Annotated in this window: 15 protein-coding genes; 8 read left to right on the forward strand and 7 right to left on the reverse strand. The window is 48.7% G+C overall.

The genetic code is table 11. The features are described from left to right. The first annotated feature begins 221 nt into the window (after positions 1–221). The 8 genes from efeO (at position 222) to HP398_RS19735 (ending at position 8,618) form a co-directional block, all read left to right on the forward strand. On the forward strand, positions 222–1,121 hold the full coding sequence (efeO, locus tag HP398_RS19700; RefSeq protein WP_017246664.1) for an iron uptake system protein EfeO: 900 nt from the start codon (positions 222–224) through the stop codon (positions 1,119–1,121). 4 nt (positions 1,122–1,125) lie between these two features. Beyond that, the gene (efeB, locus tag HP398_RS19705) at positions 1,126–2,403 is read left to right on the forward strand and encodes an iron uptake transporter deferrochelatase/peroxidase subunit (RefSeq protein ID WP_173623438.1); all 1,278 of its coding nucleotides are present in this window, start codon (positions 1,126–1,128) and stop codon (positions 2,401–2,403) included. Between the two features lie 27 nt (positions 2,404–2,430). Further along, positions 2,431–4,215: an FTR1 family iron permease gene (locus HP398_RS19710; protein WP_173623439.1), complete on the forward strand. Its 1,785-nt coding sequence runs from the start codon at positions 2,431–2,433 to the stop codon at positions 4,213–4,215. 221 nt (positions 4,216–4,436) lie between these two features. Beyond that, a complete protein-coding gene (locus tag HP398_RS19715) occupies positions 4,437–5,366 on the forward strand; it encodes a decaprenyl-phosphate phosphoribosyltransferase (RefSeq protein ID WP_069849938.1) in 930 nt (309 codons plus the stop codon). Between the two features lie 69 nt (positions 5,367–5,435). Beyond that, positions 5,436–5,792 carry an SMR family transporter gene (locus HP398_RS19720; RefSeq protein WP_017246668.1) on the forward strand — a complete coding sequence of 119 codons (357 nt, stop codon included), beginning with the start codon at positions 5,436–5,438 and terminating at the stop codon, positions 5,790–5,792. A 23-nt stretch (positions 5,793–5,815) separates the two neighbouring features. Continuing rightward, the gene (locus tag HP398_RS19725) at positions 5,816–6,256 is read left to right on the forward strand and encodes a divergent PAP2 family protein (RefSeq protein ID WP_017246669.1); all 441 of its coding nucleotides are present in this window, start codon (positions 5,816–5,818) and stop codon (positions 6,254–6,256) included. Positions 6,257–6,283: 27 nt separating this feature from the next. Further along, on the forward strand, positions 6,284–7,972 hold the full coding sequence (locus HP398_RS19730) for a hypothetical protein (RefSeq protein WP_173623440.1): 1,689 nt from the start codon (positions 6,284–6,286) through the stop codon (positions 7,970–7,972). Between the two features lie 178 nt (positions 7,973–8,150). Continuing rightward, on the forward strand, positions 8,151–8,618 hold the full coding sequence (locus HP398_RS19735) for an OsmC family protein (protein WP_017246671.1): 468 nt from the start codon (positions 8,151–8,153) through the stop codon (positions 8,616–8,618). A gap of 42 nt (positions 8,619–8,660) precedes the next feature. On the opposite strand, the gene HP398_RS19740 is transcribed toward HP398_RS19735, so the two are convergent. From HP398_RS19740 to HP398_RS19770, 7 genes are all read right to left on the reverse strand, one after another. Next, positions 8,661–9,494, reverse strand: a complete 834-nt coding sequence (locus tag HP398_RS19740; RefSeq protein WP_173623441.1) for an undecaprenyl-diphosphate phosphatase — start codon at positions 9,492–9,494, stop codon at positions 8,661–8,663. Positions 9,495–9,935: 441 nt separating this feature from the next. After that, entirely contained in the window at positions 9,936–11,000 is a 1,065-nt protein-coding gene (locus HP398_RS19745) for a glycosyl hydrolase family 18 protein (protein WP_173623442.1), read from the reverse strand. Positions 11,001–11,027: 27 nt separating this feature from the next. Further along, positions 11,028–12,788: a polysaccharide deacetylase family protein gene (locus HP398_RS19750; RefSeq protein ID WP_017246674.1), complete on the reverse strand. Its 1,761-nt coding sequence runs from the start codon at positions 12,786–12,788 to the stop codon at positions 11,028–11,030. 36 nt (positions 12,789–12,824) lie between these two features. Continuing rightward, positions 12,825–14,708 (reverse strand): glycosyltransferase, encoded by a 1,884-nt coding sequence (locus HP398_RS19755; protein ID WP_017246675.1) that lies wholly within the window; start codon positions 14,706–14,708, stop codon positions 12,825–12,827. Positions 14,709–14,734: 26 nt separating this feature from the next. Then, on the reverse strand, positions 14,735–16,048 hold the full coding sequence (locus HP398_RS19760) for a nucleotide sugar dehydrogenase (protein WP_173623443.1): 1,314 nt from the start codon (positions 16,046–16,048) through the stop codon (positions 14,735–14,737). 33 nt (positions 16,049–16,081) lie between these two features. Beyond that, entirely contained in the window at positions 16,082–17,536 is a 1,455-nt protein-coding gene (locus HP398_RS19765; RefSeq protein ID WP_173623444.1) for a polysaccharide deacetylase family protein, read from the reverse strand. A 261-nt stretch (positions 17,537–17,797) separates the two neighbouring features. After that, positions 17,798–19,222, reverse strand: coding sequence for an aldehyde dehydrogenase family protein (locus HP398_RS19770; RefSeq protein WP_173623445.1), 1,425 nt, complete (start codon positions 19,220–19,222; stop codon positions 17,798–17,800). Positions 19,223–19,248: the final 26 nt, after the last annotated feature.

Below are 19,248 nucleotides of genomic sequence, written 5' to 3' on the forward strand. Positions count from 1 at the left end.
ATTTGGTTGATAGCTCGATCATAACAAGTCTTTGTTAAGGGATTGTTGAGCTACTTTTGGTTTTATGTGAACAACGCCAAAACTAACCAGTGATCGTTAGCCAAAAAAAGATTGCAAACTGTCTAAGAAAGAGTAAAATTCTCTGTGGATGATAATGATATTCATTATCGACATATAATCATATAATTATGCACTCATATTAGATGAAGGGATGTCTTTTCATGATTCAAAAATGGAGTTATCCACTCGCCGCAGTTGTTCTCGGCTCCTCCTTGCTCGCCGCTTGTGGAAACGCACAAACACAAACCGAAGAGAAAAAACCAGAAGCCACTCAGCCTGACAAGCCTGCCGCTGCTGATCAGTCCGCGACAGCGAGCACTGCTTCTGCTCCTTCTCCTGAGCTGCAAGCCTCTATTGATCAATACCGTAAATGGGTCGTCGACCAAACCGACCAATTCGTAAAAGCAACAGAGAGCTTCACCACCGCCGTTAAAGCAGGCGATATGGAAAAAGCGAAAAAGGAGTACGCTCCAGCCCGTGCTTACTTTGAGAAAATCGAACCGATTGCTGAATCTCTCGGCGATTTTGACCCGTGGATCGATGCCCGCGAAGGCGATGTGCCTGATAACGAATGGCGCGGTTATCACAAATTAGAGAAAGCACTTTGGGAAACCAAATCGGTCGCTGACCAAGGAAAAGTGGCGGATCAACTGCTGCAAGATGTGAAGCAGCTCCGCGTGAAGGTAGAGAGTGTCGAAATCGATGTGCCTATGCTGGTAACGGGTGCGGTTGAGCTCTTGAACGAGGTATCGACGAGCAAGGTGACTGGTGAGGAAGAACGCTATTCCCATACGGACTTGTACGATTTCGCTGCGAACGTGGAAGGCGCTCACGAAATTTACAAAGTATTGAAGCCTGCTGTTACGGCTAAAGACTCTGCTCTTGCAAATGAAATTGAAGCCCGCTTCGCTGATTTGGATAAAGCACTCGCACCATACCGCAAAGGCGACGGCTATGTGCTGTACACCGAGTTGAAGCCAGACCAGGTGAAAAAGCTGAGTCAGTCCCTCGATGCATTGGCTGAACCATTGTCCAAAATGGGTACGATCGTAGGAGGCTAACAAGATGAATGACAAGCATCTCGCAAACACCACAGCGAACAAATTCACACGTCGAGAAGCTTTGAAGTTGGCTGGTGTCGGAGGGATTGGACTGCTGTTGGGGGCGACTGGGGTCAATAGCCTTTTGCCCTCTACTCCTAAAAACGAGCAGACAAGTGCCACTCCGACCGGTGCAGATGAGGTCATTCCCTTTTATGGCAAGCATCAGTCCGGGATCATTACGCCTATGCAGGATTTTATCTGCATGGGTGCTTTTGATTTGACGACGACCTCGCTAGGGGATGTCCGAAAGCTGTTTCAAAGCTGGACACAGGCAGCAGCAAGCATGACTGCCGGCAAAAACGTCGATGAGGAGAGCGATAACGCCCTTCTTCCTCCTGTCGACACAGGAGAAGCCATGGGCCTGCGCCCAATGAAATTGACGATCACATTTGGGCTTGGCGCTTCTTTCTTTGACGAGCGCTTTGGTCTTGCAGCCAAACGCCCAGCTCCATTGGTCGATTTGCCTCGCTTCAACAGCGATGAAATGCGAAAAGAATGGTCGGGTGGCGATATTGTCGTGCAGGTCTGTGCCAACGATCCACAAGTCGCCTTCCATGCCCTGCGGAACTTGGCCCGGATCGCTCGAGGCAAAGCTGTCCTCCATTGGCTACAAGAAGGCTTCCAGCGTACCAGCGCATCCGACCCGACTGGCTCTACACCACGAAATCTGATGGGCTTCAGGGATGGCACGAACAATCCGCAGGTGAACGATCCCGCTACCGCAAATGAAATCGTCTGGGCTCACACTGCTGAAAGTCCCGCGTGGATGGCAGGCGGAAGCTACATGGTCATGCGTCGAATCCGCATGCGGATCGAAGTGTGGGATCGCTCTTCCCTCACCGATCAGGAGAATACATTTGGTCGCCACCGTTTAACCGGAGCTCCTCTTGGCAAAGCAAATGAGTTCGACGAGCTGGATCTGGATCGCAAGGATGCCAAGGGCAAACCCGTTGTTCCTGTGGATTCCCACGTCGCGTTGGCCCATATGGAGGGCAAGGTGAAAATTCTCCGGCGCGGTTACTCTTATTCGAGTGGAATGGATCTCAAGACTGGTCAGCTCGATGCTGGGCTTTTGTTCATTTGCTTCAATCGTGATCCGCGCAAGCAATTCATACCGATGCAACAAAAGCTCGCATCCGTTGACCTGCTCAATGAATATATCACCCATGTCGGCAGTGGTTTGTACGCCTGTCTACCTGGTGCAAGTGAGGGCGGATACATCGGGGACACGCTGTTTTAACCAACTATCTGGGATGGAGTGAACACCTTGAAACGCTATCTGTTTATCATTTGTACCTGCATGCTGCTATGGACATCTGCTCTGTCAGCCGCTGTAGCCGCGCCCCTGGTGCCAGAGCAGCTCAAGCAAATGATCGCCCTTTCCAGCGATGCCTTGATTAGCAGTGGCGATAACAATTGGGAAGAAGTAACCAAAGCGATCAGCAGTATGAAGAGCATCTGGGAGGGCAATTCGGAAGAAACCTCCGCAGATGCACAAGCATTGACGCAAGCAATCGCGGAAGCAGAGCAAGCCCTTGCCCAAGCGAAGGCGAATCCTGACACCGCAAAAGCAGCCATCTCCAATCTGGCAAAAGCAACGGATCGATACGTCTCGTCCCAAGAAGAAGGCGGTCAGCCAAAAGAACGCGCACACAAGCAAATCGCGGCATTGCTACCGCTCTTGCAAAACAGCATGACAGCCATCACGGAAGGCGATCTGACGAAAGCCAAGCAATCGTACAACAGCTTCGTCACCGGATGGTACAAGGCAGAGGGTCTTGTTCGAGCGGAAAATGCCACAGTCTACGGGGATATGGAAATCAAAATCAGCGGTGCGCGCATTGCCCTGAACACAGAACCACCCGATCCGAAAAAGAGCGCAGAGAAAGTACAGGCACTCATTACTACGGTGGACAATTATTTGTCAGGAAAAGCAGTCCAACAGACCGCTGCGAATCTCTCTTCTGAGCAGCCGTCCATCTCGTCTCTACTGGAACTCCTTGCATCGGTAGAAACAGATATCGCCAATCAGGATGCAACCGCTGCTTCGGACAAAATGGAGACCTTTATCACCTCTTGGCCCTCTGTTGAAGGCGTAGTCATGACCAAATCGCCTGCTACCTACAGCAGCATCGAAGCCAAGATGGTCGCCATCCCGACACTCATCCTGTCCAATCCCCCGCAATGGGAAAAGGCGACGGCTCATCTTGCAGAAATGAAAACAGAGCTTGCGCCATTTGCGACAGCATCCTCGTACACGGCTTGGGATGCGGGACTCATCTTGTTCCGCGAAGGACTGGAGGCTATCTTGATCATCGTCTCTCTGCTTACGGTCCTGAACAAGTCAGGCAATGCTGACAAACGCAAATGGATCTGGTCTGGGTCCATTGCCGGGATCGTAGTTTCCGCCATTCTTGCCGTCATCCTCAGTTTCGTTTTCTCCACCCTCTCCACAGGCAACTCGCGAGAAACGATTGAGGGAGTAACCGGACTGATTGCCGTCTTCTTTATGGTGACGATCGGTGCCTGGTTGCATAAGAAGTCCAATTTGCAGGCATGGAATCAATTTGTCGAGAAATCTATCGGCTCTTCTTTGGCAAAAGGAGCTCTGTGGTCACTCTCATTCACGGCCTTTCTCGCTGTTGCCCGCGAAGGGGCTGAAACGATTATCTTTTATATGGGGATCGCCGCTACGATCTCCATGACAGACCTGGCGATCGGTATTTTGAGCGCGCTTGTCGTCTTGGCCGTGATTGGCTTTACCATCATCAAGCTCAGTGCACGCATTCCGGTCCGTCCGTTCTTTTTTGTAGCCAGCCTATTACTCTACTATATGGCGTTTAAATTCGTCGGCGTCAGCATCCACGCTTTGCAGGTGACGGGAAGCTTATCTGCACACAGCAGCGATTACTTGTTGTACGCGCCGACTCTCGGCATTTACGCGAGCTGGGAAACGACGATCCCGCAATTGATCATACTCGTGATCGTTCTTTTCAACTTATTCCTGTATTCGCGGAAAAAAGCAGCCACTCCTATTCCACGGGTGAACTAAAAGAGAGAAAACCTGAAAAACGCAGCTCCTTCATGAGGGCTGCGTTTTCTTGTAAACCCTGATATTATTTTTGGCAATCATTCTTTATCGCAAGTTCACACTTTTTCTGTTATCGTTAAATTTTTATGGGACAAGTTATGTTACCATATTACAGGTGTAACCTTCTTTTTACATTTTTCGTCATTAGAAGGTACGATTCGATATTAGGATAGGAGTTAGATATGGGGGCAACATCAAATTCTGTTAAAGTTGACGTCAAAACAACGCCACGCGTTCGACAAAATATGGTCTACCTGTTAGTGAAGCAGCTTCGTCCACATCAATGGACAAAAAACCTGCTTGTCTTTGCTGCCTTGCTATTTTCTTTGCACAAAGTAAGTCCGGATGTCATTGGAAAATCCGTGCTGGCTTTCCTGCTGTTTTGTTTTGTATCCGGCTGTGTCTACATCCTCAATGATTTTGTCGATATCAAAAATGACCGAAATCACCCGGAAAAACAGTTCCGGCCCATGGCTTCTGGTGCATTGCCGCCAGCGCTCGCATTAGCATTCGGTGCATTTTTGCTTCTGGGTTCCCTTTTTAGTGCTTATTACTTTGACCGACTATTCGCGCTCGTACTGTTTGTCTACTTTGTGCTCAACGTCGCTTACTCGCTGAAGCTGAAGCATGTCGTCATTCTGGACGTCATGATTATCTCAGCCGGTTTTGTTTTGCGTGCCATCGGTGGAAGTCTCATGATCCAAACTCCTTTCACCCCGTGGTTTTTGCTCTGTACGATGCTGCTCGCGCTGTTTTTGGCCATCAGCAAACGTCGCCACGAGTTGATTTTGTTGCAGCAGGATAAAGGAACGCATCGCAAAGTGCTCGACAGTTATTCCTCCGAATTGTTGAATCAGTTGAACACGATTGTTACAACCATGACAATCATCAGCTATTCCTTGTTCACTTTTACATCAGGACGCACGATTCACTTGATGTGGACCATTCCACTCGTGATCTTTGGTATTTTCCGTTACCTGTATTTGATCACCGTCGCGGGCCAGGGCGGCAGTCCGGAAAAAGTTTTGTTGCAGGACAAGCCGATTCTCATTACGGTGTTCCTGTATGTCGTCATGGTAGCCGGGATTATTTACGTATTTGAATTTAAATAAGGAAGTAAGGAAGTTTTGAACCTGTTTTGTACATGAAGTTACTTGCTCAGATAGGTTGTGGATTAAGCTATGCCATCCATTGTTCTAATCATCATTTCCGTGGTCCTCAGTGCGTGTGGACAAGTTGCGATGAAGATGGGCGCATCCTCGCTCACCAGCAACAATGACATGCTGCTACTGAAGTTCCTCCACTATTTCACGAACCTGCCGATTATGGTGGGACTTACACTTTACGGACTTTCTGCGTTTATCTGGATTGCTGCGCTGGAAAAGGTGCAGCTCTCCTATGCTTATCCCATGGCAGCACTCGGATACGTGTTGGTAGCTGTCATGTCCTTCTTGATCTTCAACGAACCGTTGTCCCTTACACGTATTGTCGGTCTGGCGATTATCGTCGTGGGCGTCGTCGTCATTTCTCAGTCATAATCTTCACGTAGAGGAGTTTTATCATGTTTTATGCGGTAGCGCCGTTTATCGGCTGGCTTGTGTCCGGAATAACCAAATTTTTGATTAATTACCTCCGTTTTGGGTCCCGGGCCAAAGAAATGGTCGGGAACGGCGGGTTTCCCAGCACGCACACAACCGTTATGGTCACGACTGTGTTTTTGATTGGCTTGCAGGAGGGCTTTACTCATCCTGCATTCGGGCTGGGTGTGGCTGTGACGTTTATTGTGATCATCGATGCGACTGGATTGCGTAGAGCGGTAGGAAAACATGCAGAGGCACTCAACAAGCTCGCAAAGGAACATCCGGACGTGTTTCCCGCCAAACCTTTGCGCGAAAGCATGGGACATACCAGATGGGAAATTGCCGGGGGTCTGGTGCTCGGGGTACTGCTTGCGACCGTATTGCATCTGCTGGCAGCGAACCTCCCTACCCTCATTGGCTAGTAGATTCGTAGACAGGAGATTATGTTCATGAATAACCGTACAGCTACGTACTCGTTCCTGCTTGGGACGGCTTTGCTATTGTTTATGGCTACGATTGTGCTTAGCACATCCGTTTTATTTTTGTTCGGCGTATCCGTGACGGCCGCCAGCTTTTGGATTGGCCTCGTTGCGGCTTTGGCTGCGATGGGCGGGATGGTGTCGGTCTTCGTAAGTTCACGTCGACGGGCCTGGTTTTTCTCCCTGTTGGCTGGATTGCTGATTGTTTCAGGCATCAGCTACTACATCAGTGCCAATACGTTTGATCTTTCTTTTGACGGGCAAACCTATCATCAAGAAGCAATCGTGAAAATAACCAACGGCTGGAACCCGGTTCATGACCAGCCCATCGTCAAGCCTTCTGATTCAAAAGAAGTGGAAGAGATGGATAATAGAGAGGTTCTCTCGGCCTTTCACCTGTGGATCAATCATTACGCCAAAGGGCCTTGGATGCTCGATGCAGTTATGTATAAACTGACTGGTCAGATCGAGGTTAGCAAAATATTTAACCTGTTGTTGATTGCATCGTCCTTTTTCCTGACACTCGCTGCGATCCGAACCGCTTTTCCAGAGAAAAAAGGGGCGTCGATTGCCTTCGCGCTGCTCGCAGCGTTCAATCCCGCGGTGATTACGCAATCGACTTCCTTCTATATTGACGGACAGCTCGGCTCACTCGTGCTCATCATTTGCGCTCTCGGCTATCTGCTGTATAAGCGCTACCATGTTTGGACGCTACTAGCGCTATGCGCAACGCTCATGCTGCTGGCGCAGATCAAATTCACGGCATTGGGGTATGCCGGATTGCTCGGCTTGGCTATTCTCGTGCTCTTCTTTTTCTACGATCGCCGACAGCACATCAAGAGCATGCTCGTGTGGCTCTCGGTTAGTCTGGTTATCACGATAGGGGTTGTTGGGTACAATCCGTATGTCACCAACACGCTAACGAAGGGACATCCGTTTTATCCGTTGGCGGGCAAAGGTGCCGTTGATATCATGACCTCGAACAGCCCGCATGGCTTCAAAGACAATACGAGCATAGAAAATCTAGCTATCTCCTTATTTTCCAAATCGGAGAACATCGCAACACCCCATAGCCCTACATGGAAAGTGCCATTTACGGTCACATGGAAAGAGCTCGCCGTGTTCTACTCTCCTGACGTGCGTGTGGCCGGATTCGGACCACTTTTCGGAGGAGCTGTGATTGTCACATGCTTGATTCTCGTCGCCTTGCTTTTAGGAACTCATCGAAAAAAAGCGGCACCTTTCTTGTGGATCAGTCTGGCGCTCTTCGTGACCGTGCTTATTAATCCGGAAAGCTGGTGGGCGCGCTATGTTCCCCAGCTTTGGTTGATTCCACTCTTGATTGCGCTGGCAGTCTGGGATGTCCAGAAGGGCTTTTTCCGCCATGCGGGCAAGGTTCTGATCGTCATTTTACTCGCCAATATGGTGATGGTAAATGCTTCTCATATCATTGGACAGTCTGGCGCCAATGCATTAGTGAAAAAGCAGCTTGAAGAGATGAAGGCAAGTAACAAAACGCTGGTCGTAGACTTCCACCATTTCAATGCGGTGAAAGTACGTCTGCAAGAAGCTGGCATTCCTTTCATTGAGCAAAAGATCGATAAAGGCGAAGATGTCAAAGGATTTATGACTACGCGTGCCGTTTACCTCTTGAAATAAAACATAGAAAGGGCGTCTCTAAGTCGGAAAATCGACTTTTGAGACAGCCCTTTTTTATTTCTAGGTGCGTGTAGCAGATGAGACACAAGCTTGCACGAATGTAAAAATTTTCATAATGATCATTGGAAAACTATGGTAGAGTTTACTTGTATTGATTATCCAGAAGGGAGTGTACATCATGCCTGTTGAAACATTCAAAGCAACTGCACATCTACAGAAGGGAATGGTTGTGAAAGCCAGTTCCAGAAATTTCGAGATAACCATCGATGAACCGAAAAGCCTGGGAGGAACGGATACTGGGATGAACCCTGTTGAACTGGTTCTCTCCGCACTAGGCGCATGCCAATCTATCGTTGCCAGAGTATATGCCAGAAAGTTTCATATTCAACTCGACGATTTTTGGGTGGAAGTCGAAGGCGATCTCGATACGGATGGCTTCATGAACAAATCTGATGTTCGACGTGGGTATTCTGAAATTCGATACACCTTTCATATCAAAACCGATGCTCCTAGAGAGCAAGTAGAGTCTTTTGTGGAATTTTTGGAACAGACGTGCCCGGTTGGAGATACGATTGCGAATCCTGTCACTCTTAAATTAAACGGAATTGTTATTGAAAAACCGAGCGAGATAAAGGCGAATGATTAAAATAAGGCTCCCAACTGGGAGCCTTTGTCGTCTTTTTGATTTTTACATAAACCCAAAGTAAATAACTGCGGCCAGCACCAAACGATAAATTGCAAAAGGTGTCAGCTTGATGCGATTGATCAGCTTCAAGAAGAAACGGATCGACAGAAGCGCAAACACAAACGCGCTAATAAAACCGACGACGAAAAATGGAATGCTGTCCATCGTAATCGCATCCCAACGCTTCAACAGCGACAAAAAGCTCGCGCCCGCCATGATCGGCACAGCCATAATAAACGTGAAGTCTGCCGCCGCCCGATGGCTCATCCCCAACAGTACGCCCCCCGAGATCGTGGAACCCGAACGGGAAAAGCCAGGCCACAGGGAGAAACATTGAATGAGTCCAACCAGCAACGCTTGCTTGTACGTAATTTGGTCAACCGATTCGATCTTGGGACGTCTTGGTCGGAACCAATCCGCAGCCAGCATGAGCAGAGCGCCCAGCACCAGACCAATTACCACGGTCTTTGTCGAGAACAAATACTCATCGATGTAGTCGTCAAACAGAACACCCAGAACCCCCGCTGGAATCAAACCGACAATGACCGTAGCCAAATTCAGTCGAGGTCCTGCCGGAATCTCACTCTTACCCGCCAGCTTTTTCAAGCCGAGCAAGCTCATGAACCGATCCCACATCAAAACGACAACAGCCAAAATCGAACCGAGCTGAATGACAATTTTGAATGTGTTGGCCACTTCAGGTGAAAACATCTCCTTCGTTTGGAACAAAAAGTCATCCACGATGATCATGTGACCCGTAGAGGAAACCGGGGCAAACTCAGTCAAACCTTCTACTAGCCCCAGCACAATCGCGACAAAAGCTTCCCAGAGACCCAAAAATTCCACGCTCCTATGAATGATGTCCAAAATCAATAGGTAGTAGCCGCCCTGTAAAAGAGCAGACTACCGCTTCTAGCATTATAACGTTCATCTCCGGTACAAAGTTACATTGTGATAGAAAAACATTCTAGCAATTTATTGATGGGATTTCCCACAGTGAAAGCCCTCATGTTTTTCTTTATTCATTTAACTCTACAAGATGTGAATCGAAAAGCTGCGCAGGAAGAAGCGAATTTCCAGTCCAAGCGCCTCTGGAGCCCGCCCCAGCGTAGGAATAAATGGCGGGGAATTTCAGCTTCACTTATGAATGACATCCTCGAAACTTCTACCTTTGAAGCGCTCCCGCCATTTATTCCGAAGCGGACAGTCAATCACCCCTTGCGGGGCGTAGGCCGAAGCGTAGACTGGAAATTCGCTTCTTCCCTCCACGACAGCCCCTCATCGATTCACATATTGCAACGTCCCTTCCCCCATGTCACCTAGTCGCCAGAGCGCCATTTTCTCGATGCCCGCTTTCTTCGCAACTGCGACCCATTGAGACAGTGTCTCTTCATCCGCATACCAAACCGTGTGCTTTTGTCTGTCTTCACCCATGTAGTCGAAGTACAAACTGCCACTCGCTTTATCCCGCTTTGGCGGCTCGATACTGGAGATAGCAAAGTCTGCTGCCTGTTTTTCCGTCACAGCCGTCACTTTTCCATCAGAAGCCCAATCAAATCCGCCTACAGAGAGGGCCATGACTTTGTCACCCGGTACTTTTTTCATTCGAGTGGCGAGTTGTTCAATAAATGCATGATCGGCTTTGGGACCTGGCTCTGTATTCGTTCCGTACAAATTATAAGCCATCATGACGTAAGTAGGGCCCTTTGGCAATGCCAAGTCTTCAATCGGCGCGCGCGGCTCCAATACGATGCGAAGTGACTTCCCCTCCTGCTCCATATGCTGATATAAGGTATGGATAAAAGTAAGGAAGTTGTCCCAGTCTTTCTCGTCAATTCTCTCATAATCGATTTCTAAACCATGAAAGCCATTCTGGATCACAGCATTCTTGATCTCCATAATGTGCTTGGTACGGCTTGCATCTGTCGCCATGAGCCGGCTGACAATCGACGGGTCCTTTTGAACCTGCGTACCATCACTGTTAAGACGATCATTCACAATGGTCAAATCGAGATCGACATAGCTGCCCTGCTTCGAGGCTTCCTTGATCTCAGGCATCGCCTTGGTCATGCGGTCAGTAAAGTGCAGCTTGTCGTTTTCATCAAAATACGCCGCGAAGACTTGCACACTGGACAGGCCATCCGTCATCCTGCGGAAATCCTCCAAACCGGATTCCCACTGCCAGTCTACCACCCAAGCAGACAATTCCGTCGTGTTGTTGGCTGCATCTACACTCTCCAAGCTTTCCGTATCATTCCATTTCATCATGTACCACACGAGGGTGATACACACTCCTATCAGAAGAACAGTCAAAATGATCGATCGTTTCTTGATGTTTGACACCTTACACTGATCCCCCTTGTTTCGGATTTAAAAGGTGTCGATGACCCAGTCCATTGTAGTAGAAATAGCTTTCTTGATCGAGCTGACGACTCCTGCTAACCCTGTCTGCACATTACTGAACAGCATCTGCTGCTCACTACTCGGTTGCGCCAAGGACTCTATTTTTACGTCCGCAAACACCCCGTCATAAATGTCGTCCTTTTTGTTCTCTTCACTATAGGCCGCTTCCAATGCAACGCCACCGCTGCTCATACTCGGGTCGATCTGTTGCTGATCCAAAAGCGGTATCTTGTCCACGGAAACACTGAGACGGTCGCCTTGAACAGTGATTTCGAGTGGACGCGTATTTTTAATGTTAATTGGGTATTTCTCCAGCTCCGGAGCACCAGACTCGCCTTGCTCCCTCGTATAGACCGAAGCACGGTCGAAGGTCAAATCCTCAGGATTCCAAATCACTTGGCTCAATTCCGTCTTGAAAAGCTCCTGAACTTCGCCTTTTTCCTTCTTCTGCTCGACGCGCAGCTCATTATCATGCAGGACGACCCGTACAAAGCTGTCTTTTTCCCGATCATAACGCAAATAAATGGACTGCTTGCCGATTACATTCCCTTCCAGCTTGGCAGAAAGCTTGATATCCTTCTGGCTGTCGCTGTTTTTTAAATATAACATGCCAGAGCCAGCAGCTGGAGAGGTCAGGACGATCTGATCCTCCATAAATTGCGCGGCACCACCGAGACGATCCCACTCATTGGCCTGCTCTTCATCACCGCGAACAAAGCGAATCTTCTCGTCGGTGTCTTTTTGGATACGCATCAACAAATGATTCGTGTACCAGTAAGGCTCTGGCTGCACACGGGTCAGGTTGTACAGATCCCCCTCGCTGTCGTTGTAGGCGGTTCCTTCCCGGTTAACGTGCATCGTAAAATACTTTTTGATATTCGCGTCGTTCGCATCCGCTACCAAGCGATTCATGCCACCATACAGGGTGTTTGCATGCATGATCATATAGGCCCCTGGGACAAAGCCCAATTGATCCATATACGTATCATTCATCAGCTTGTAGTCTTCGTTTATTCTTGCTTCCATCTTGCTTCTGTCTTCAATCGGGATCATATTGCTGTCACGGATAAAGTCCATCAAGTAGTGGTTATAGTAACCCACCTTTGTTTTATTCGTTAATTCACCCTCATCCTTCACACCGATGAAATTGCCCTGATCATCAAACACATTGATATACGTCAACCGATAGCCGTTGGAACCAAGCTCCCAGAAGCCAGTTTCCATCATTTTTTTCATGTCTTCCGGTTGCAGGAATTTATTCTCGCTGTTCCCCATCTTGTTGCCGTATGACAATGCTGTTGCTTTGAAGTTGTACTTCTCCAAAAGCGGCTGGGCAAACAAGCTCGAATCGTTGCGGCCATCTTCAAAGGCTAAAAACAGTGCCTTGTCAGGAAGTGGCTTCTTTTTCTTGTAAAAGTCCAAGATATCTTGTTGCGAGATCGTTTGATAGCCCTGGTCATACAACGCTTGAAGCTGTTCATCCAATTGCTTCTTGGCTACCAGCTTCGGTGTACCCGAACGACCCACGCCAAAATAGGAGATGGCGATAAAGCCTTTTTCATTCGTCCAGCTCGCTCTATTCGGTTCCTCGTACTTCTTCCAATCAAATACAGCATTGAATAACATGACGCCCAAGACGACTAAGATAGCGATCTGGATCAGCGTCTTGATGAATTTATTGCGATCTTTTTTCCGATAGTCCAAGACATCGCTCATCGTTTTCCCCATAACTCCTGACACCCTCACTCCCTTTGTCTTTCCCACTTAAAATGGCAGCCCAAAGCCTTTTTTGTTCTTCTTTCGGGCTTCTTTTTTCAATCTCGCTTCGACGTCCTGCGGCGTTTCTCGCGTACCCCAAGTAGATTTCCAGAATGTCACCCATGCCACAGGCATCTGCCATAATAGCACCAGCTCATAAAACACACAAAAGACAATCCCGAAAACCCACAGCTTGCTTCTACGGAAAAACAGATGGGCCAAGCTCATTAAGAGCGCCATCAGCAGCAAGCCCATTAAAAACGTACCTGGGAAAATATGATGAACGAGCGGAACGTATACGAGGTTGTACAGTACGATGACGGGAGCAGCAATAGGAACAATCAGACCAATGTAAAAGAAGATCGCCATAAATGGCTCCTTGCGCCAAATAAAGCCGCTGGCACGCAAAGACTCCCTCAACCACGAACGCTTCCAGCGCATCTGCTGCTTCAAAAATATGTTCATATCTGACGGCACAATCGTCGAGCAAATCGCAGAATCCTGATAGCCTGTCCGATGTGTTCGCAAAATAAAGTTGGTCATGCTTCGGTCATCGCCAAAAGTGGCGGGCTGCCCGAGAAACTTCTGATTCAGCCATGCTTCCGAATGCTGCAAAATCAATTCCTTGCGATAGCAAGACAACGGTCCAGACAAGCAAGTGACACTGTCAAACCACGATTCAGCCGCCTTCATGATGCGAAAAGCAATGTAGTAACGAACCGTTTGCAGCTTGGTGATCGCGTTGGTGAACTTGTTTTCCACATCCGTACGCCCTGCGACACCCCCCATTTTCGGGTCTTGGAAAGGCTGTACGAGGTTGCGAATCGCAGTCGGTTCCAAAAAGCTGTCTGAATCAACGAAGACAACCAAATCGTGCTTGGCCATTTCCACACCTTTTACCAAAGCGACCCGTTTCCCGCCGTTTTCAGGAAGAATGTGCATCTTCACGCGTTCGCGGGTCATATAGCGCTCGGCCTCGTTATGAATCATATCAATGACCTTTTGAATCTCTTCTGCTGATCGGTCCGTCGAGCGGTCGTCTACCACGATGACCTCCAGCTTATCAATCGGGTAGTTCTGATTCACACAACTCAAAATCGTCCGGTGAATCCACTGCTCTTCGTTGAAGCACGGAATAATGATGCTCACGCCCGGTGTATAGTCCGGATTGACGGGAACCTCCCGATAAAGAGCACCGAATAAATACCGTGTCAGCAAAAAGGCAGCGGCAATCAAGCTGTACAAATACAAGTAAATGTTGTATTTGAAATAAATCACGCTCTCCGCGCGCATGAGCACGATAAACGCCGCAGCGAAAAACAGGGAAGCACTTGCGATATAAATAGCGTATCCCCAGCGCTTTTTGCGAAAATACTCGGTCAGCGGTTTGGAAAACTCGAAGGCGAGCATGAACTTCTGACACCCTTCCTCTTCCTCCGTAAACCGGCGAACGACAGTTGCATCCAGCTTCACCGTTGACTCATAGCCTTCTGGCATTGTGCCTGGCGGGATTGTGCAATGGATCATAAACACTTGTCCCACCTGGATGTCTTCTCTCTCCGAATCTAGTTCAACTAATAGCCCCGTCGAAGAAATGTCGACGGCTCTTGCCTTCATTCCATCCTTGACCCGCTGTTTCTTGGTTAATAGCGTCACCGGGAAATCTGCCATATAGCGCAGACTCAGCATCCGAATTCGATTCAGGTATTCCGGGTCCTCCAGCTTTCCTGGCTCATTCGTATCTTTCGTACCGCGGCGATCCACTTGGACACGAATTTTCTCCGGGTCTGGCACATTCGATAGCACGCGCCTCTCCGTTTTGGAAACCGTCAGTACTTCTTCAATTTTCTCTTTCTTTTTAGGCTTTACTTTCTCTATCAACTGTTTCATCACTGTCGCTCTCTCCCCTCCACTGCCTACAAGCTCCAGTAATGAAATCCACTGTTTTCAAAGTCAGCTTTGGAATAAGTCTCTTTTATATCAATCATGATTTTTGCTTCATTCTTGCCGTACATCGCGGCATAATCAGCGACTTCCATCTGGGCAAAGGGAGCATGTGGTACCGCTACAACCACAATGTCCAAGTCGTGGAGAGCCTTCATCTCTGACAGCTCGATGCCGTATTCCTCGTATGCCTCCCGAGGATTCACAATCGGATCTACGACCAGTGGGTTGATCCCGTACTCTCTCAGTTCCTCAATGATATCCGTCACCTTGGTGTTTCTGATATCCGCACAATCCTCTTTGTAAGACAGTCCGAGTATGCCAATCCGCACATCCGTGAGGTCGAGCTTCGAGCGAACAGCCATTTTAATGATTTGTTGGGCGACATATTTCCCCATGCCATCGTTAATGTGTCTGGCCGCCAAAATAATGCGGGAGCGATAGCCGCTGTCTTCTGCTTTGTACGTTAAATAGTAAGGATCGATACCGATGCAATGCCCGCCGACCAAGCCCGGTGAAAAAGGGAGGAAGTTCCACTTGGTTCCTGCCGCTTGCAATACTGCTTTTGTCGGAATATCCATCTGATTGAACAGCATCGCCAGCTCATTCATAAACGCAATATTGACATCCCGTTGCGCATTTTCAATGACTTTTGCGGCTTCTGCTACCTTGATGCTTTCTGCTCGATAAACGCCTGCCTGGATCACGAGCTCGTAGACGCTTGCTACGATTCCCAGTGTTTCTTCATCCATCCCCGATACGATCTTGACGATGTTTTCCAAGCGATTTACCTTGTCTCCCGGGTTGATGCGTTCAGGTGAATAGCCGATCTTGAAGTCTATGCCACAACGCAAGCCGGATTCCGCCTCCAGGATTGGCAAGCAAACATCTTCGGTTGCCCCAGGATAAACCGTCGATTCAAATACGACGATTGCCCCTTTTCTCAACTGTCTGCCCACCATGCGGGATGCGCTTTCTACATATTTCAGGTCGGGGACATTCCCACTTTTGACCGGGGTAGGCACTGCCACGATAAAAAATCGCGCTTCCTGCAATCTATTTTCATCTAAAGTGAATTCAATAGTAGCGTCACTCGTCAGCTCCTGATCCACGTCAGCATCATGAAAGTTTCCCTTTTGATAGGCTGCTACTTTCTCTTGGTTTACATCGAATCCAATCACAGAAGTACGTTTGGACAGTGCCATCGCAATCGGCAATCCTACGTACCCAAGACCGACGACAGCAATTTTTTCTTCCCTCTCCACAATCCCTTCGTACAAATTCATAAGCCGGCTCCCTCTCCCTGTTCTATTTTGGCTTTATTGGCCAAACATCTCTGTCATGGGTACAAGCGTGTATCCTTTGCTTCTAAGCTGGTCAATTACGGTTGGTAGCGCCTCGATTGTGTGAATGTCATCGAGCATGTGCAGCAGAATCACGCTTCCGCTCCGCGTCTGCTCCATAATTGCTTTGACGATATCGTCCGCACTCCGTTTCTTGTCGTAATCGGACGGCGTCACATCATAAATCGTAATGTCCTCGTAGCCCGTCGCTGCAATCGCCTTGAGTGTCTGTTCGTCAAACGCCCCAGTTGGTGGTCTGAAATACATCGTCGGCTTCTGCTGAATCGCTTCGGTAATAATCTGATGGGCTTTGACAATTTCTTTTTGCAATTCTTCCGGCGCAATTTTGGTATTCACCGGATGAGAATAGGTGTGGTTGGCTACATCATGTCCCGCTTCCGCAATCGCTCTCGCCAAGTTTGGATTTCGTTCTACACCATCTGCGCGAAGGAAAAACGAAGCCTTTACTCCTTTTTTGTCCAGGATATCGAGAATCTTCGTAACTGTTTGATCCGTACCCCAATCATCGAAGGACAGGGCGACCATCTTCTTGTCCGTTTCTTTTCGATAGATGAGATTTGGCTTGGACTCATGATAGGCCGCATTCATTTTTGCTGCATCAAAACCCGGTATTTCTTGCAGCGGCTTTCGCTCCCCGCCTTGTGCAATCAACTCGTGCAATGGGACGAATCTGTAACCGACATCAGTCGCTGCCTCTGCCAGTAGCCGGATGTTTTCTACGACAGACTTGTTCTCCTCTGTGTCCATCGCGATGATGCCGCCGCGATTCATGTATTTTCTTAAGTAATGATTTTTTTGCTCCTCCGTCTCTTTTTGCCAATTGTGCAGAAACAAACTGGAGGACACGACCGCTTCTTGTCCATTGTGAGCAGCTACCAATCGAAGATCGTCGGAGTAATCGCCTGACTTCGTTCTGATATATCGCGGTGTCTTGTCGGTCTCTCTTTTGATGACCTCATTAGCCAATTTGATATCTTCGTACATTTTCTCGTAAGATTGACCCTGCAAATCTGACTGGTTCAACGTGTTGTTTTCAATATCGTGACCTCTGGCGACAATTTGTCGCGCAATGTCCGGCTCTTCCGCTACCCTCATGCCTGGCAAGAAAAAAGCTGCTTTGATGTGGTACTTATCCAGTTCATCCAGCAGTCTTTTCATCGTGTCTTTATCTGCCATCCCATTAAAAGTAAGAGCAAGCTGTCTTTGCGTCGTGTAGACCATGGACACGCCCTTGCTCTTCTCCCCTTGGTATCGCTCGATTTTTTCAGGTTTGACTGGCTGTAAGTTGTTATCTGTGCTGCTGTCACTCCCCTGAAACGGTGAACAGCCTGCCAACAATGCCAATATCGCGACAAGGGAGATCCAGTGAAAGAATCGGAACCCACTGACCCCTTTCTTATAACTAATCATGATTGTCCCCTTTTCGTGTAAGAAATGCCCTTTACGCATAAAAAAACGACTATTTCATCTGCGTAACAAGTAAGTGTAATCAAACACTTTTTGCACAGAAATGAACATAGTCTGCCTCTATACGCTAGACTAACATAACTACCTATGCCAAACAACTATATGAAACGGTTTCAATTATGACACTTTATGGAAAAAATTTGAATTTCCTACAGGACGCCATTAACGAAAAAAGACGAGCCTCATCAGGCCCGTCATTCGCTGTTACAGTTTGATCGCAATTAATTTTAGTTCCGTTAATTCCTCGACCGCATACTTGATCCCCTCGCGGCCAAAGCCACTGTCTTTTACCCCGCCATACGGCATGTTGTCCACGCGGAACGTCGGAATGTCGTTGATCATCACGCCCCCGACCTCCAGCTCTTCCGCTGCGCGCATAGCCGCGTGAATGTCACTCGTATAGATGCCAGCCTGCAAGCCGAATCGGGAGTCATTTACCGCCTCAATCGCTTCGTCCATCGTCTCAAACGGTGTAACGACTACGATTGGACCGAATACCTCTTGGCAGGAGACGGCAACATGTGCGCCTACATTGGTCAGAATCGTTGGGGCAAAGAGCTTGTCACTAACAGGTTTCCCACCAGTCACTACATCTGCGCCTGCTTCTACAGCTTCCTGTACCCATGCTCCCATGCGTTCATGATCCTTGGCGGAGATCACAGAGGACATGTCTGTCTCTTCGTTCAGCGGATCACCCAGCACGAGCTTTTCTGTGCCAGCCTTAAACTTCTCCAGGAACTCTTCGTACTTGCTCTGGTGAATATAAACGCGTTGCAGCGAGATACACACTTGACCACTAAAGGAGAAGGCACCCGTCACGCAACGATCAATCAACGCTTGCGTGATTTCCACGTTGTGGTCGATGATTACTGCGGAGTTGGAGCCAAGCTCCAAGGTTACGCGCTTGAGTCCCGCTTTGTTTTTCATCGCGATTCCAACCGCAGGACTTCCGGTAAATGTAATCGCGGCAATTCGACTGTCACTGACCAGCCTTTCGCCTACGACCGCGCCTTTTCCAGGCAAAATATTGAGCGCTCCTGCAGGCAAGCCCGCCTCCGCGAAAATATCGGCCAGGATCAGCGAGCTAAGCGGCGTCTGACTCGCTGGCTTCAGTACGACGGTATTTCCTGCGGCAATGGCAGGCCCAACCTTGTGTGCTACGAGATTGAATGGAAAGTTAAAAGGCGTGATCGCGCCGACTACGCCGATCGGCTTGCGTACCGTAAAAGCAAGACGTCCTTCACCACCCGGTGCTGCATCGAGCGGCACCGTCTCTCCGTGGATACGCTTCGCTTCTTCTGCTGCGAACTTGTAGGTCTGAATCGTCCGGGCAATTTCTACACGACCTGTGCGAAGTGGCTTGGCGGCTTCTTGTGCGAGGATGACCGCCAGTTCCTCTTTGCGTGCTTCCATAATCGCAGCGGCCTTCTCCAGTATCAAAGCACGCTGATTGGCTGGCATTTTTGCCATGACTTTGGTTGTTGCTTTGGCCGCCTTAATTGCCTCGTCGACGTCATGATCGTCTGCCTGAGCGATTTCAGCCACCAGCTCCCCAGAATACGGGGAGTAGAGTGGTGCGTATTCTTTTGCTTCTTTCCATTGTCCGTTGATGTAGAGATGCTTTTTCATGAGTATGGAGAACCCCCTCGGGCGTT

The organism is Brevibacillus sp. HB1.4B, from assembly GCF_013284285.1.
Lineage (GTDB): Bacteria > Bacillota > Bacilli > Brevibacillales > Brevibacillaceae > Brevibacillus > Brevibacillus porteri.

What these genes read in the sequence shown, in the direction of transcription:
- efeO (WP_017246664.1), top strand. Translation starts at nt 222, where the DNA reads ATGATTCAAAAATGGAGTTATCCACTCGCCGCAGTTGTTCTCGGCTCC.
- efeB (WP_173623438.1), top strand. Translation starts at nt 1,126, where the DNA reads ATGAATGACAAGCATCTCGCAAACACCACAGCGAACAAATTCACACGT.
- HP398_RS19715 (WP_069849938.1), top strand. Translation starts at nt 4,437, where the DNA reads ATGGGGGCAACATCAAATTCTGTTAAAGTTGACGTCAAAACAACGCCA.
- HP398_RS19720 (WP_017246668.1), top strand. Translation starts at nt 5,436, where the DNA reads ATGCCATCCATTGTTCTAATCATCATTTCCGTGGTCCTCAGTGCGTGT.
- HP398_RS19725 (WP_017246669.1), top strand. Translation starts at nt 5,816, where the DNA reads ATGTTTTATGCGGTAGCGCCGTTTATCGGCTGGCTTGTGTCCGGAATA.
- HP398_RS19730 (WP_173623440.1), top strand. Translation starts at nt 6,284, where the DNA reads ATGAATAACCGTACAGCTACGTACTCGTTCCTGCTTGGGACGGCTTTG.
- HP398_RS19735 (WP_017246671.1), top strand. Translation starts at nt 8,151, where the DNA reads ATGCCTGTTGAAACATTCAAAGCAACTGCACATCTACAGAAGGGAATG.
- HP398_RS19750 (WP_017246674.1), bottom strand. Translation starts at nt 12,788, where the DNA reads ATGGGGAAAACGATGAGCGATGTCTTGGACTATCGGAAAAAAGATCGC.
- HP398_RS19755 (WP_017246675.1), bottom strand. Translation starts at nt 14,708, where the DNA reads ATGAAACAGTTGATAGAGAAAGTAAAGCCTAAAAAGAAAGAGAAAATT.
- HP398_RS19760 (WP_173623443.1), bottom strand. Translation starts at nt 16,048, where the DNA reads ATGAATTTGTACGAAGGGATTGTGGAGAGGGAAGAAAAAATTGCTGTC.
- HP398_RS19765 (WP_173623444.1), bottom strand. Translation starts at nt 17,536, where the DNA reads ATGATTAGTTATAAGAAAGGGGTCAGTGGGTTCCGATTCTTTCACTGG.
- HP398_RS19770 (WP_173623445.1), bottom strand. Translation starts at nt 19,222, where the DNA reads ATGAAAAAGCATCTCTACATCAACGGACAATGGAAAGAAGCAAAAGAA.